Origin of the sequence: Phyllobacterium sp. CCNWLW109 (assembly GCF_037203905.1) — a bacterium.
GTDB classification, from domain to species: domain Bacteria; phylum Pseudomonadota; class Alphaproteobacteria; order Rhizobiales; family Rhizobiaceae; genus Phyllobacterium; species Phyllobacterium ifriqiyense.
Genome location: NZ_JBBCBK010000001.1, coordinates 71,417 through 87,117, shown reverse-complemented (window position 1 = coordinate 87,117; position 15,701 = coordinate 71,417). Strand labels below are relative to the sequence as shown.

Sequence of the window (15,701 nt, the reverse complement as noted above, 5' to 3'; positions counted from 1 at the left end):
ACTGACAACACCAGCCCAGAGCAGGATCCGTCATGACCAATCCATTTATCGATCACCTTATCAACGAAATCGAGGGACTGAAGACGTCAGGGCTCTACAAATCCGAGCGCGTCATCACCTCCAAACAAGCAGGGCAGATAGAGATCGCGTCCGGCGCCAAGGTTCTCAATTTCTGCGCGAATAATTACCTCGGTCTTGCTGATAATGACGAGCTTGCCGAAGCGGGCAAAGCCGCTCTTGATCGCTACGGTTACGGCATGGCTTCGGTCAGGTTTATCTGCGGCACGCAAGAAGAACACAAACAGCTTGAGGCCCGCATCTCAAGATTTCTTGGTCTTGAGGACACCATTCTTTATTCCAGCTGTTTCGACGCAAATGGTGGCCTGTTTGAAACCCTGCTTGGTGAAGAAGATGCAATTATTTCCGATGCGCTGAACCATGCCTCGATTATTGACGGGGTGCGTTTGTCAAAGGCCAAGCGCTTCCGTTATGCCAATAATGATATGGTCGCTCTGGAAGAAGAACTGAAAAAGGCTGAGGGAAGCCGCTTCAAGATGATTGCGACCGATGGCGTGTTCTCCATGGACGGGATCATTGCCAATCTGCAAGGCGTTTGCGATCTTGCCGAAAAGTATGGTGCAATGGTTATGGTCGACGACAGCCATGCGGTCGGTTTTGTTGGCAAGAATGGCCGTGGCTCTGCAGAATATTGTGGAGTCGAGGGCCGGATCGATATTATCACCGGCACGCTCGGCAAGGCTCTTGGCGGCGCTTCGGGCGGTTACACATCCGGCAAAGCCGAAGTAATAGACTGGTTACGCCAGCGCTCGCGCCCCTATCTTTTTTCCAATACGCTCGCGCCGGTTATCGCGGCTGCATCGCTCAAGGTATTCGATCTTATCGAACAGGGCTCTGAACTCCGTAACCGGCTCACTGAGAATGCCGCACATTTCCGTCGCGACATGACCAAGCTTGGCTTTACGCTCGCAGGCGCGGACCACGCCATCATACCGGTCATGCTGGGTGAAGCGACACTGGCACAAGAAATGGCAGCACGGATGCTGGAGAAGGGCGTATATGTCGTCGGCTTTGCATTTCCTGTTGTGCCAAAAGGCCAGGCGCGTATCCGTACCCAGATGTCTGCGGCACATACGAGTGAGGATGTAGCGCGTGTTATCGAAGTCTTTGCAGAAGTTGGGCGCGAGCTCGGCGTCATTGGAGCAAAATGAACATGTCAAACATGATGAAAGCACTGGTGAAGGCCAAGGCAGAGCCGGGGATTTGGATGGAGCGTGTGCCGGTACCTGAACCGGGACCGAATGACGTTCTTATCAAAGTCAAGAAATCCGCCATTTGCGGCACAGACGTTCACATTTATAATTGGGATCAATGGGCGCAAGCGACAATTCCCGTACCTATGGTTGTCGGTCACGAGTTTTGCGGCGAAATCGCTGATGTCGGTTCTGCCGTAACCAAATATAAAGTCGGACAACGGGTATCAGGAGAAGGCCACATCGTCTGTGGTGTCTGCCGCAACTGCCGTGCCGGTCGTGGTCACCTTTGTCGCAATACGCTAGGCGTCGGTGTTCATCGCCCCGGCTCATTTGGTGAATATGTCTGTATTCCCGAGTACAATGTTGTTCCAATACCTGACGACGTGCCTGACGAAATCGCTGCCATTTTTGATCCTTTCGGCAATGCGGTTCACACTGCTTTGAGTTTCGACCTTGTTGGCGAAGACGTGCTTGTCACCGGCGCTGGCCCCATCGGCATTATGGGAGCGCTCGTCGCAAAACGGTCTGGCGCTCGCAAAGTCGTCATTACAGATATCAATCCTTCGCGGCTGGCGCTCGCCACCAAGTTGGGAATTGACTATGTTGTCGATGCTTCCACACAAAATCTCGCCGATGTGATGCAAGAAATCGGAATGACTGAAGGCTTTGATGTTGGCCTTGAAATGTCTGGTGCAGCAGTGGCATTCCGGGACATGATTGACAAGATGAACAATGGCGGGAAGATCGCCATTCTTGGCATTGCTCCCACCGGATTTGAGATCGACTGGAACAAAGTGATTTTCAAGATGCTCAATCTCAAAGGCATCTATGGACGTGAGATGTTCGAAACCTGGTACAAGATGATTGCCTTTGTACAGGGTGGACTGGATCTTACTCCGATCATCACACACCGGCTCCCGATTGATGATTTTCAAACGGGATTTGATGCCATGCGCTCGGGCAGCTCCGGCAAAGTCGTTCTCAGCTGGTAATACGTTCTCAGCTGAGAACAGGCTTTAAACCACGCAAGAGCAGGTCGACCCGAGCGTTGCCCTGCGTCATGACTGTCTGAATTTGTCACGCAAAACACTGCATTTTGCCATCGCTGGAAGTTTGCAGGACGCGATAAAATCGGGCGCAAGCTGCGAAGATCCTTCCGTTTTGACGCTAATGAGCATTTTATTCGATCCGGCGATTGGTCCCCGCCATTTCCGACACGCTATAGTTCCTTTTCTGGCATTTATGCACTTGGCAATTCCCGGCTATCGATCCGGCACCAAATTCAAGTGCGTGCCCTGAGCTCTCAATTGAGCCAACAGCATCGGCCAAACCGAGAATTCTCCTTTGAAAGCTCTGTCCGTAAGGGATCTCAGATATCCTCCGGCCGAAGTGATTTGCGCAGCGCGCTCCAAAATACAAGCCACGACAACCGCTGCATTTTCCTGACCCAAAATATCGCAAGCTTCTTCATAGGCCGACGGGCTGACGCCCAACATCGAGCGTACCACGACAGCAGCCCTCATTAAATCGGACCAGTTTGTAATTCCATTTGTGGCGTAGGCTTCTATCTCCGGGCAGGCTTGTCGAACCAGGCCGAGCGGAATCGGCTTCACGTCCTGGGCCGCAATTTGCGCGTTCACGCGTTCAGATGCGGCAGCTATTGCCGGCAGATTCTCCCCTGCGTTTATCTCGGCGCTCCTCCAATCTGGTTCGGATTTCTCCTCTGGTCTGTTTTCTTGGCCAGGTTCAGATTCAAGTTTATGTTGTGTATTTGAATTATGTTTGTGACGCTCAAAATGAGATTCATTGGCGCTTGTTCTTCGAGAATTTACCTTGTTTTCCAACAGGCTGAGTATTTCGGTTTCAATGCATTCCAGTCCGTCAATCGCCGGCTCCAGATCCGGTGCAGTCGACCGCCTGGAAATGCCTTCTATAACCATCCTGAACCGTCCATAATGGCTGTTCCAGTCAAGGTGCGGCAGTTCTTCCATGCCGAGTTCTACGAGCTTGACGATGTTGCGGCGTAATAAGGTTATACGTTCTTTCAAAAGCTTTAACTGCCATCTCTCCGTCTTTGCCTGGTTGGCAAGTGCTTCCAACTCGGTCGAACGCACCAACAATGGTGCCAATGAGAAGCCAAATGCCTCTCCGTTCTCGCCAGCCCGGGTTTTACGCAGGTAGCGTTTGCCATTTGGGCTGTCTTTGCGGAATATTAGTTGGGCCTCAATCAGAGCGCTCAGGTGCCGGCGCAGTGTTGCGGGTGCCATCCCATGGGCGCGAAGTGAGAGCTGCGCATTTGACGGGAAAACCACCAAGCCGTGCTCTTCTTTCAATTCGGTTTGCGGATAGAATGTGAGCAAGGCGTTGAGCACAATCAGCGCCCGATCTGATAGGCCAAGGCTTTGCCGCGCTTCACACAGGTTGCGAAACAGCTTCCATTTATCGATTGATGCTTCGCAATCAACGTCTTGCGCCAAGGCTTGCGTGGCCAACATGCCAAGCGACAGCGATCGCCGCCCGAAGGGCGTCGTTACTGCATGTCCGGTCTGCATTGTCTTTTACCTTCTTCAAAGGCAAAAGAAATCTACTCGCTCAAACGGCGCCAAAAAGTCTTGACAGTGATTCGAGGAAATGCGATTCTCTAGTTGCTAGACATGAGAAGGGCTTCCGCGACGGCAACGTTCGGGAGCTTTTTTCTTTTGCGGGTTAATCTCCTGTTTTTGCTACAGTTTCCGATTCCTTGAAGGCCCGGTAGAGCTCTTCGAGGTTATCGGCAAGATATGCACCGAAGCGTGAGGCATTCTTGGCTTTTAGTGCCAGGGTGAATGCCTGCCCGCTGTTCGTCATATCAACCTTGATGGATTTGTCAGTCGATTGCCAGGTTTGCGCAGTCGATGTTTTTTTCTTCACAGGCCCCGTGGCTTTGCTTAGTGCATTGAAAACCATGTTGAAGCGCGTATCGCCATCGGCGGACGTTGCTTCGGCACCGGAAAGAACCGTGTAAGCTTTCTCAATGCTTCCTGGCATTTGCAAAAACTTAGAAAGCTGCCACCAGCGGTCCCTGCCCGTTGCCTTGGCTGCCCCGATCGCCAGGATCATATTTTCTGGAACCGAGCCAGATACGGTCAGCATTTTTGAGAAAGTCGTTGCATCGAGCGCAAGTGCTGATTTCACAACTGTCTGGTCATAGCCCAAGTCAGCAAGCCGTTTGGCAAACAATGTGCGTTCAATAAAGGACAGATTTGAACGCACAGCGTTTTCCTGTCCCTGGGCGATGACATGGTCTTGATCTGCAAGCGGCTTGACGATGGCACGAACAGGCCGTCCGAGCACACGCGCAGCTTTGGTCCGGCGATGGCCAAAGACAATTTGATAACGTCCGGAAACCGTTGGATGCGGACGCACCAGAATTGGCGTATCTTGCCCCCTTTCTCTTATCGCTGCCACAAGATCCTGAAGCGCGTCGTCATCGTCATTGATCCGGTCAGTTACGAAAGATCCATCGATAACTTCTGGATCAAGATTGACGACACTGCCTTTTGCCAGTTCTTCGAAAGAGCTTTTTATAGAGCGCGATGCGCCGCTGGCGGCATAGGAGACCACATCATTGCGATCGTCGCTGGCTGGCGTGACGTTCATAACGCTACGGAAAATGTCTTTACGAGCCATCTGCCTGCCTAGCAATCAGCTGTCCATCTGTACCTAAAACGTCGGTTTTTACCGCAGTAAATTTCTGCATTATTTACGTCCCCACGCACGATGGACCAAGGCGGCAATTTCGGAATTGACTGCGTCCAGCGATTCAATTGCCCGTTCATAGGTTGACCGGGTGAAACTGGTTTTCTCGACTTCGTACAGGGTCTGCTTCGTCAGACCTGCATCTGAAACCGCTGTCGATTTCAACATGGGACTGGCAAGGATTTCTTCCGCAAGCATAGACTGCATGAAGCCGACCATTTGTGCCTGGGGTATATCTGACGGCTCATAACGGGTAACCAGATAACGGAACCAGTCCAGTTCGACTTTTGCGCCGGCCTGCTTGACGGTCTTCAAAATGCCGCCGAGCATCAGGAGAAACTGCGACATTGACATCAGGTCCAACATTTGAGGATGAACCGTTATCAAAACGGACGTTGCAGCCGACATCGCAGTCAGCGTCAGATAGCCAAGCTGCGGCGGGCAATCGATGATGACGACGTCATAGCGGGCGTCAACCTCCTCCAGGGCCGCAGCAATGCGGGTAAAAAACTGGCGTCCTTCACGCGAGGATCTATCCTGCATGGCCAGCGGCGTATCATACTCATATTCCTGCAATTCAAGATTTGCCGGAATGATATCGAGTCCAGGGAAATTGGTGGGCAGGATAATGTGGGATAGGGGTTTGCGCTCTTCGTCGTAACGAATGGCCTCATAGAGCGACAAGTTGCGATCCAGCTCCGGCTGGAAGCCGTGCAGGGCAGAGAGAGAAGCCTGGGGATCGAGATCTACTGCAAGCACGCGATGCCCGGTCAACGCCAGATACTGGGACAGATGGGCAGCTGTCGTTGTCTTGCCCGATCCACCCTTGAAGTTGACCACGGCGATGACCTGCAGCTTGTCACCGGCTCTGCGATGCGGAACGTATTTTTTAAACCCGGTCCGTCCATTGCGGTCAAGATAATGGCGTAAGTCGAGCATTTGATCGGCGGTGTAGAAACGACGCCCGGACGATAGCTGAGCAGGCACAGGGCCTTTGCCCTCAAGATGAAGGCGCTTGAGATTGTTCTGTGTCACGCCCAGATAATGCGCTACTTCCGCCATCGAAAATTGGCGCAAAGTCCTCCTGGCATCCGGTGGAAATTTTTCCATCCGGAGCTGGTTCAACCGGTGTGAGATCTCTGCACCCTGATCAAGTATCTTTTCATCGAACTCGAACTTGGGCAGAGGCACTGCGACATTCATCGGAACCGAAACCTCTAATAGCGCTTTTTCAGAACAATTGTCCCGCTAACCGCCATTAGGCTCCGATTCGCACATGACAGCAAGATGATTAGTCTGATGGCATCGGCATTCTTTTGCGTCGCCAACTGCGAACAGACGCCGCCGGCAACAAAAAGGCCGACAATTTACTACAGTAAATATCGGTCTTTCTCTCGCAAACCAGATGAGTGTGCGTCTGAATTCTCAATGTTGACGAGAGATTTGTCGTCATCGACAAGCTCGTACCACATTGCATTCAATACGGCGAAAGCTGCCGCAAATGGCAATCCCAAAAGCCAGGCAAAATACCACATAACAGTTCTCCTGATTAATAAGCATGTCCGCTTTTGTCGCCAATCGTCGCTTCATCCACCTTGCCCCAAAGAACTTTGTAGACCCAGCTCGTATAGGCAACAATCAAAGGAATGAAGATTGCCGACACGACCAGCATAATAAACAGTGTCAGGTGGCTTGATGAAGCATCCCAGACGGTGAGGCTCGATACCGGATCGAGTGATGATGGCAGGATGATCGGAAACATTGAAACGCCGACCGTTGCTATGATCGATGCCACAGACAGGCCGCTCAACAGTATCGTGGTGCCTTCACGCCTCGCCCTCAGGCCAAGAAATGCCGCCATTGCGCCGAAAGCCGCCAGAATAGGGACCGTCAAAAGCAATGGCTGGGCTCCGTAATTGGCGAACCATGCGCCTTGCTCGATCACGACCGTCTTCATCAGGGGGTTGGAAGGAGCAGCCTTGTCGAGAAGGCTTGTTATCCTGTACCCGTCAATGCCCAACCAGAGAAATAATCCTGCAAGAGCAAAAATTGCCACCGTCAAGGGTGCCGCTACCATTCCGACGCGCCGCGCCCTGTCTGCGACAGGTCCGGATGTTTTGATCATCAGCCACGCACTGCCATGCATGACGAGCATCGCTACGGAAAGGATACCGCATAAAAGTGCAAAGGGATTGAGCAGGTCGAAGAATGATCCCTCATAGAATATCCGCAATTCACTGTTGAACCGGAAAGGGACGCCCTGAATGACGTTTCCTACCGCAACGCCAAAGATCAGCGCCGGCACAAAACCACCCACGAAAAGAGCCCAGTCCCATGCGGAGCGCCAGAGCGGGCTCTCCCTCTTGGAGCGATATTTGAACGCCACCGGCCTGATGATGAGTGCCGCAAGTATAACGAACATGGCGAGGTAGAAGCCGGAAAAAGAGACGGCGTAGAGCGGGGGCCATGCGGCGAATATGACGCCGCCGCCCACGATCAGCCATACCTGATTGCCTTCCCAGATAGGGCCAATCGTATTGATGACAACCCGCCGCTCCATATCGTTTTTCGCAATGAAGGGGAGGAGCGTTCCAATCCCCAGGTCGAAACCATCAGTGATGGCAAACCCGATGAGAAGAGTTCCGAGCAGTACCCACCAGATGAGACGCAGCGTTTCATAGTCAAGAAGTTGATGCAGGATCATGATCGTCTACTCCGCTGGTACAATATGCGTGGAAATGAGGGCGGCTTCCGGCTCGTGATCCGGCTCAGGTCCACCCTTGATAGCTTTCAACATCAAGCCCATCTCGATGATGAAAAGCGTCGTGTAGATGACGACAAAGCCTGCAATCGTGATAAGCAAAGACTTGGCGCCGAGGTTGGAAACCGCAGCAGCGGTGGGTAGTACGCCCTCGATAATCCATGGCTGCCGTCCAAACTCTGCAACGATCCATCCAAGTTCCGCTGCGACCCAGGGCAGCGGAATCGAAAAGACGGCAATACGCAAAAGGATGGGATAGGCATCAATCTTTCTGCGAACAGAAAGTATGAAAAAGGTGAAAGTCAGCAGAATGAAGAACATGCCAAGCCCGACCATTATACGGAATGACCAGAACAGCGTGGGTACATGTGGAACAGTATCCCAGGCGGCTTTCGCGATCTGCTCGTCAGAAGCCTCCCTCGGATCGTCGACATAACGCTTTAGCAGCAGCGCATAACCAAGATCGGCGCCGTTTGTTTCGAAAGCCTCGCGGACATCCGCGCCAACTGTCGTGGTACTGCCTACCTCACGAATCTTCTGAAGTGCATCATAGGCGATCATGCCTTTCCGGATTCTGACCTCCGCGTGTTGCACAAGCTCTTCTATGCCGGGAATGACCGTCGTCAGCGATCGCGTACCAATCAGGCCCATTACCCATGGAATGTGGACTGCATAATGTGTCTCACGCGCTTCCTGGTCCGGAAAACCGAATGCCGTAAAGGCGGCCGGGGCGGGCTCTGTTTTCCACATGGCCTCGATTGAAGCCAGCTTCATTTTTTGGTGCTCTGTTGAAAGATATCCGCTTTCGTCCCCGAGAACGACAACTGAGAGAGCAGAGGCCAATCCAAATGACGCGGCGATTGTCATTGAGCGCTTGGCAAGCTCGACATGCCGCCCCTTCAGGATATACCACGCGGATACGCCGAGCACGAAGATTGAGGCTGTGACGTAGCCTGCGGAAACCGTATGCACAAACTTGGCCTGAGCAACGGGGTTGAATAAAACTTCAAAGAAATCAGTGACTTCCATGCGCATTGTCTGCGGGTTGAATGCCGAGCCTACAGGATTTTGCATCCAGCCATTGGCGATCAATATCCATAGTGCGGAGAAGTTGGATCCTGCGGCAACGGCCCAGGTAGCAGCCAGATGGCCCACCTTGGACAGCTTGTCCCAACCGAAGAAGAAAAGACCAACGAAGGTCGCCTCCAGAAAGAACGCCATTAGGCCTTCTATTGCCAGTGGCGCACCAAAAATATCGCCTACATAATGGCTGTAGTAGCTCCAATTCATCCCGAACTGGAATTCCATAACGATGCCCGTCGCCACGCCGATAGCGAAGTTAATTCCAAACAAGGTTCCCCAAAATTTGGTCATCTGTCGCCAAATCACGCGGCCGGTCATCACATAAACCGTCTCCATGATTGCCAGCAGCACAGAAAGCCCCAGCGTTAGCGGTACGAACAGAAAGTGATAAAGAGCTGTGATCGCGAATTGCAGGCGCGAGAGCGCTACTATGTCGAGTTCCATTGCTTTGCGTCGGGTTATCCGACCCCCTGTTGATTGGCTCGTCTCATACGAGCCAATAGAAATAAGCGTCTAATCAGGCCTCAGACGGTTGAGGATTGACTGGTATTCAGGTTCGCCCTTGCGACACGCGGCTTTAAGACGCCCATGTACAAGAACCAGCAGTCGATCGGCCAGCATGGCCTCCCGCCTGATATGTGTTGCGATGACAACTGTCTTTTGATTCATTTGACCGGACAGCCGTTGCAGGACATCGCGCGCGGTTTCGCCGTCGATCCCTTCCGAAGGCTCGTCCAGCAGCCAGACAGGCGCGCTACTTAACAAAAGCCGGGCCAATGCAAAACGTCGGCCTTGTCCCCCAGAAAGGCCAATTCCGCCTTCGCCGAGCTTCGTGTTCAGTCCCTCGGGCAGCGTCGCCATCAACTCGGCTAATCCGGCAACCGATAAAACGTCCAGCAGATGCTGGTCGGTTGCGCCGGGAGCCGCCAAAAGCAGATTATCGCGCAGGCTATCTTGAAAAAGCTCCGTCCTTTGGATGAGCGATGCTGAGGCAATGCCCCTTGCAATCCCGGTCGCAGCTTTGATTTCGCCCGCCAGCAATGCGAGCAATGTCGTTTTACCCGAACCGCTTGCACCAATGATGGCCACACAATCACCGCGCTCAAGTGTCAGTGACACATTCTGCAAAGAGGGCAGGGCAGACCCGGGGTAGCTTACACTGGCCTCACGCAGTTCGACCGCCAAATTTTCCGCAGGAACCTGCAAGGGGAGAGGGGTAGTTGGAGCAACCAGATCCGGTCCAAGTCTTCGTGCGGCAAGGACCGTTCTGCCGAGCTCGATGACGCCACGTCTTAAAGCGGCAAAGGGCTCCAGCGCTGCAAGAGCAACCAGAATCCCCATCACCGCCACAGGGCCACTGATAGTTCCCAGGCTCGCCAGATAAGCAACGCCGTATAGGACAGCGCCGAGCAAAACGGCTGAGGCAATACCGAAACCTGCGGCTACCTTGGTTTCGATAAGGTTCAGAGTGCCATCAGACAGAGCTAGCTGCGTGTCTGCAGTAAGAGCCGAGTTTTTAAAAGCTGATAATTGCCCTGCCATAACCAGTTCGGTTTGGCCCGCCACCACATCAATCGTGCGCGAACGAAGCGCTTCAAGCCTGTAAGCGCGGCGACGCGCTGGCACGATACTCCCGCGCGCTGCAAGAACAGGAATTCCCAATCCTGTTGCAAGGAGCCAAGCCGCCACCGCCAGACCAAGCAATGGATGCATCACGCCAAATACGACGGCAACGGCCAAAGCCGTGCAGAGCGCTACTGCCATTGGAACCAATATCCGCAGATACAGGGAATCCAGCGCATCAATATCGGCTGTCAGCCGAAACAATAGTCGGGAAGGTTGAAGTGCCAATCTGTTTGCTGCGCCAGGTTGGGCGGTGTTCCTGAAGAGCCGTTCACGCAACGCTGCAAGCACACCCAACGTTGCCTCGTGCGTTGTTAACCGCTCGCCGTAGCGGGCAGCAGTTCTGGCAAGCGACAGAAACCTTATGGCCGCCGCAGGAGCGAACACGTCAAAAACGAGGGCCGTTGCTACCGAGGTACCAGCAATTGCCGTCGCTGTAATGAACCAGCCAGACACGCCCAGCAAAGCAATGCCTGCAAAGACAGTACCCGCCGCAAGCAGAGCGCCAGCCAGGAGCATTACGCGTCGTTCGGCAAAAAAGAGACCGATAACAGGTTTAAACACACGCCAGAGGGTCATGGATGTTCCTCCCGGCAGGTCTTATTTCCAATGATGATTGTCCTGCCCATGCGCGCGGCCAGCACCGGGTCATGTGTCGCGACGATCAAGGTTTTTCCGGCAGCTGCCGCTAGTAAACCATCTGCGATTTCATCTGCTGTTGCTTTGTCGAGATGTGCTGTCGGCTCATCCGCAAGGATTAGGCCAGCGTCGCGGTCAATGGCCATTCGGGCCAGCGCAAGCCGCCGGATCTCGCCCCCCGACAAGCCTGAGCCACCCTCGCCAAGATAATTGTGGCGTTGCGCATTGGCGACTTTGTGCAAGGAAGAGACACGCAATGCATCGTCAATATCATCTTTGGTCAAGCCGCGGCGGTGCAAGCATAGATTGTCAGAGATTGTACCTGCGAAAATATGCGGCGTTTGCCCCATCCAGCCTATGCGCGCGCGCAAGATCCCACTGGTGTTTGCATCAAGCACCGTATCACCGATCCTGATTGTTCCTGCCGTGACAGGTGCTAATCCTGCAATCAATGCCAGCAGGGTAGATTTGCCCGCGCCACTTGGACCCAGTAGTGCGATATGCTCGCCAGGGCGCACTTCAAGATTGAGGCCATCAAATAGCGGAGAATGCGATCCTGCATGGCTAAATGACAGGTTTTCTACCGTTAGCGCCACAGGCGCTCCCGACCATCTCACCGCCTGCAACTGCGTAGAATTATCCGTAATGGGCAAACCCGTCACTGAGAGGCTGTCCAGTGCATCGATTGCGGCCTCTCCAGCGGCTCGGTCGTGCCAGACTGCTGACAATTCACGCAGCGGTTCAAAAAAGGCTGGTGCCAGCAAGAGTATAAACAGGCCTTCGCCAAGACCAAGGCGGTGGCCCCAGGCGCCGAATTCAAGCTGTCCAAGAAAATGAAACCCAACATAGACGGCGACCATGGCAACACCCAGTGCCGCAAAAAGCTCAAGAACGGCCGAGGACAGGAATGCGATGCGCAGAACTGCCATCGTTCGCGTTCTAAGCTCATCGGCATTGGCACGCAGTCTTTGAGCTGTGAAATCAACTGCACCGAGCGAGCGTATCGTCGCAAGACCACGCAATCGGTCTAACAGGAATGCGTTCAGATCGCCCATTTCGGCCAGATGCCGCTCGCTTGCCGCCTTTGCACGCCATCCGATCAGAGCCATGAAAATCGGGATTAATGGCGCCGCCATCAACAAAACCAGCCCTGCAACCCAGGACAGTGGAAAGATGCAGATCAGGATAACCAAGGGTATAATTGTGGCCTTCATCCTTGCAGGGCGGAAACGGGCAAGATAGGGCAAAATGGCGTCCGCCTGTTCGGCGATGACGCTGGCTGCGAGGCCAGATGCTGGCTTCTCGATGTCGAGGGGAGAGCGCTGGGACAATGCCAGGATTGCTTGCCTTCTTTTTTCCGACAATGTTTCCCGTGCCTTGCGGAAGGTCAGTCTTGCGCCGAAAGCATCCAGCAGTGCTCGTAATACGCCTACAATGATTATAGCTGTGACGATCCAGTGAATTTCCGCCATGCTGCCGGCGATGATGATCGTTGCACCTTTAGCCAGCAGGGCGGCCTGCGGTAGCCAAAGCAGCGATGCCAGTACCTGCATAATGGCAGCACCGCGTTCATTCTCGGAATTCTTCTTTACACAGATCCGAGCCTCGCCATCAACGGGATTGGGGCGCACTGACGCATCAGTGTCTGCCAACCCTTCTCTGGTAAGCGCTATGGTGGATGGGTGCAAAGAGCTCATACTCAGCCCTTGTCGTTGGTACGTTTTGACCGGCCAAGAGAAACGATCTTGTCCTTGGCTTCCAGAAGCTTTGTGACCTTTGCGCCAAGCGTGAGCAGTGTTGCGAGGCGATCCGTTTCAAGTTGCTTCACGTCTTCATACCAGGTTGTCAGCTGCTCGATCAGGCTATGCATTTCTCCCATGCGCACTTGTGCGTGGCGCTCAGCATCGCTTGCGGGTTTCTGCATGAGGATTTCACGCAAAACCGACAATGTCGGGTCAACTTCACGCTTCTTTCGCTCTTCGGCAAGCGTCCTCAAAATCTGCCAGACATCATCGGGCGTCGTGAAAAAATCGCGCCTGTCATCTGGAAGATGCTTGAGCAACACCAAATTCCAGGCTTGCAGTTCACGCAGGCTCATCGAAACATTGGAGCGGGAAATACCAAGGGATTCAACGATTTGCTCGGCATTCAGCGGCTCGGGCGAGACGTAAAGCAGGGCGTAGATTTGACCCACGGTCCGGTTGATACCCCACCGACTGCCCATTTCCCCAAAATGAAGCACAAAAGATTGGACAAGGGGCGGCAGGTTCATCATGTTTTCGTCTCATCAGTTATTTCAGTAATTACTGAAATAACGATACTACATGAAAACTCCTTCTTCAACGCCCCTCGTCAAGGTGCGACGATTGTGCTCCTCTGCCCGTTAAAACAAAAAAAGCCCGGCCAGATCACTTGATCTGGCCGGGCTTCAAATTGACGATGTGATGACTTAGTTTAGACCAAGCTTGCCACGCAATGTGGAAAGGTCTTCTGCAAGCGTGTTAACTGCCGCTGCCAGCACGGCACGGTCATCGTCAGTCAGCTTGTCATAAAGATCATAACCATCACCTTTTTTGTACTTTGCAAGCGTGACATCAACCTTGTCGAAATTGCCTGAAACCTTGGTGATGAACTCACCATCGCTTTTCTCGATCAAAGGCCGCACGAGATCGAAGATCTTGCGCGAACCATCGAAATTCGCCTTGAAATCCCAAAGGTCAGTGTGGCTGTAACGATCTTCTTCGCCGGAAATCTTGGTGGCTGCAACTTCTTCCATAAGGGCTGCAGCGCCACCCACGACCTTTTCGGGTGGCAGCGTCAGCTCAGTAATGCGCTTGTTGAGCTCTGTCACATCTGCCATCAGCTTCTCGGCAAAAGGAGCCAGATCCTTTGTGCTGTTTTCGGAAAACAGACCGTATTCGATACGGTGGAAGCCCGTGAATTCGGGATCCTTTTCCGCTTTCTCATGGTCGTCTGCGCGAGAATCGATTGATCCGTCAAGATCGCTGAAAAGTTCTGCGATTGGTTCGATTGCTTCATAGCTCATACGCGTCGGAGCAAAGAGCGACTTGGCCTTGTCAACATCTCCAGCCTTTACCGCATCGGTAAATGCCTTGGTATCCGCGACCAGCTTTTCCAAATTTTCTGATACATAGATCTTGTAGTCGGCAATTGGGCCAACCAGATCGAGTGGAGCAACTTCGGCTGACGCTACGCGCGGCAGGAATGCAGCTGTGATCGCAAAGAGGCTTGCAGAGAGAGTTATCTTCAACTTCATCGTGAGTTCCTTAGGATTTGATGCGGGTCATCTGATGGCCCGATGCTTCAAGAAGTGTCCGGCCTACGAAGTCGTCCTCGTTCGCTGGGCCGGGCAGTGTAAAAAAGAAACCGCCACCAATCGGTTTGATATATTCTTCGAGTGGCTCACCATCGAGCTGTCGCTGAACGGTGATGAAGCCCTTCTCAAGGTCGGCCTGGTAGCAGATGAAAAGCAGGCCCTGTTCAAGCTGGCCTGATTTGCTCACGCCGTTTGAATAGTTGAACGGGCGGCGCAAAATGCGATTCTCGTCAGATGTTTTTGTGCGTTTATTGGCCAATCTGATATGGGCATCCAGCGCGGTGACTTTGCCTTCCGGATCATTTGAGTAGTCCGGAACGTCAAATTCCGCGGTGCCACCGAAGGGCGCTCCACTGGCTTTTTTTCGTCCGATAATTGCTTCCTGCTCGGCCAGCGGCGTCCTGTCCCAGCGCTCAACGAAATTGCGTATGATCCGCACCACCTGATAAGTACCCGCCTGGGCCCATGAAGGCTCGTCGCTTTGGCGCACCCAGACGAGTTGGTCCATGAGCGCAGCATCATTGCCATCGGGATTTGCGGTTCCATCGCGGAATCCCAGAAAATTTCGCGCCGTTTCGTGAGTGCCATCGGCTTTTGGCGGAAGAACCGGAACCGAGCCCTCCTGCTTCCACCGCAGGACCATCAGATCCGGCAAATTCTTCAAAATATCCCGCAGGGCGTGAATGTTTGTGTCCGGTGTATTTGCGCATATCTGCAAGCTCAGATCGCCGTGACATAAATCAGCGTCGAGAGCATCGTTGCGCGACGCTTTCATGCGCGAGAGCTGCTTCGGCTTATGGTTTATGAGCCAATCACGCTGATCAAAGAACGAAGAGCCCAAGGACACGGTGATCGTCAAATTATCCGGCGGGATAACCGGGCCCAGAATACCTGAATCCGACGGCGGCAGTTTGTCGTCAAACTCTGGCGGCCTGCCGCCTTTCATCAGAAAGTCGATGCGCTGTGATAGTGTTCTGAACAGCCGTTCAACTTCCTCAGGCGTTTTGGCGAGAACGTGAAAAGATGCAATCATCCCTGCTGCGGGCCGCGGGGTGACAATACCGGCTTGATGGACGCCGTAAAACGATTGACGTTCCTGCGTCTTGTCGTTGACAGGAGCGTCGGTAACCTGTTCACCCTGCTTTTGTGCGGCGCTGGCAGCTGTTAATCCTGCAACCACGGCGGTACCCGCGCCAAATAGCACGCTGCGGCGCGTCGTCGTAAATTTATCAATATCCTTGCGCAT

General features: G+C 53.3%; 13 protein-coding genes. 2 read left to right on the top strand and 11 right to left on the bottom strand.

Annotated features, from left to right (window positions below; translation table 11 throughout):
• Nucleotides 1–32 precede the first annotated feature (32 nt).
• Nucleotides 33–1,229, top strand: coding sequence for a glycine C-acetyltransferase (locus tag V9K92_RS00370; protein ID WP_337352838.1), 1,197 nt, complete (start codon nucleotides 33–35; stop codon nucleotides 1,227–1,229).
• 2 nt (nucleotides 1,230–1,231) lie between these two features.
• The gene (gene tdh, locus V9K92_RS00365; protein ID WP_115054023.1) at nucleotides 1,232–2,266 is read left to right on the top strand and encodes an L-threonine 3-dehydrogenase; all 1,035 of its coding nucleotides are present in this window, start codon (nucleotides 1,232–1,234) and stop codon (nucleotides 2,264–2,266) included.
• Between the two features lie 270 nt (nucleotides 2,267–2,536).
• Here tdh and repC read toward each other — a convergent pair whose 3' ends face one another.
• The 11 genes from repC to efeB all read right to left on the bottom strand — a co-directional run bounded on the left by repC (nucleotide 2,537) and on the right by efeB (nucleotide 15,701).
• Entirely contained in the window at nucleotides 2,537–3,826 is a 1,290-nt protein-coding gene (repC, locus tag V9K92_RS00360) for a plasmid replication protein RepC (protein WP_337352837.1), read from the bottom strand.
• Between the two features lie 154 nt (nucleotides 3,827–3,980).
• Nucleotides 3,981–4,943: a plasmid partitioning protein RepB gene (repB, locus tag V9K92_RS00355; RefSeq protein WP_337352836.1), complete on the bottom strand. Its 963-nt coding sequence runs from the start codon at nucleotides 4,941–4,943 to the stop codon at nucleotides 3,981–3,983.
• A 69-nt stretch (nucleotides 4,944–5,012) separates the two neighbouring features.
• Complete coding sequence (gene repA, locus V9K92_RS00350) at nucleotides 5,013–6,215, bottom strand: plasmid partitioning protein RepA (RefSeq protein ID WP_337352835.1); 1,203 nt, start codon at nucleotides 6,213–6,215, stop codon at nucleotides 5,013–5,015.
• 167 nt (nucleotides 6,216–6,382) lie between these two features.
• The gene (gene cydX, locus V9K92_RS00345) at nucleotides 6,383–6,547 is read right to left on the bottom strand and encodes a cytochrome bd-I oxidase subunit CydX (RefSeq protein ID WP_337352834.1); all 165 of its coding nucleotides are present in this window, start codon (nucleotides 6,545–6,547) and stop codon (nucleotides 6,383–6,385) included.
• Between the two features lie 14 nt (nucleotides 6,548–6,561).
• On the bottom strand, nucleotides 6,562–7,716 hold the full coding sequence (cydB, locus tag V9K92_RS00340; protein ID WP_337352833.1) for a cytochrome d ubiquinol oxidase subunit II: 1,155 nt from the start codon (nucleotides 7,714–7,716) through the stop codon (nucleotides 6,562–6,564).
• Between the two features lie 6 nt (nucleotides 7,717–7,722).
• A complete protein-coding gene (locus V9K92_RS00335) occupies nucleotides 7,723–9,300 on the bottom strand; it encodes a cytochrome ubiquinol oxidase subunit I (protein WP_337352832.1) in 1,578 nt (525 codons plus the stop codon).
• Between the two features lie 69 nt (nucleotides 9,301–9,369).
• Nucleotides 9,370–11,058, bottom strand: a complete 1,689-nt coding sequence (locus tag V9K92_RS00330; RefSeq protein WP_337352831.1) for an amino acid ABC transporter ATP-binding/permease protein — start codon at nucleotides 11,056–11,058, stop codon at nucleotides 9,370–9,372.
• The gene (gene cydD / locus V9K92_RS00325) at nucleotides 11,055–12,815 is read right to left on the bottom strand and encodes a thiol reductant ABC exporter subunit CydD (RefSeq protein WP_337352830.1); all 1,761 of its coding nucleotides are present in this window, start codon (nucleotides 12,813–12,815) and stop codon (nucleotides 11,055–11,057) included. Before cydD ends, V9K92_RS00330 begins: the two co-directional genes overlap by 4 nt.
• A gap of 2 nt (nucleotides 12,816–12,817) precedes the next feature.
• Nucleotides 12,818–13,390 carry a GbsR/MarR family transcriptional regulator gene (locus tag V9K92_RS00320; RefSeq protein ID WP_115054105.1) on the bottom strand — a complete coding sequence of 191 codons (573 nt, stop codon included), beginning with the start codon at nucleotides 13,388–13,390 and terminating at the stop codon, nucleotides 12,818–12,820.
• Between the two features lie 177 nt (nucleotides 13,391–13,567).
• Complete coding sequence (gene efeO / locus V9K92_RS00315) at nucleotides 13,568–14,395, bottom strand: iron uptake system protein EfeO (RefSeq protein WP_337352829.1); 828 nt, start codon at nucleotides 14,393–14,395, stop codon at nucleotides 13,568–13,570.
• A 10-nt stretch (nucleotides 14,396–14,405) separates the two neighbouring features.
• Nucleotides 14,406–15,701, bottom strand: a complete 1,296-nt coding sequence (gene efeB, locus V9K92_RS00310) for an iron uptake transporter deferrochelatase/peroxidase subunit (RefSeq protein ID WP_337352828.1) — start codon at nucleotides 15,699–15,701, stop codon at nucleotides 14,406–14,408.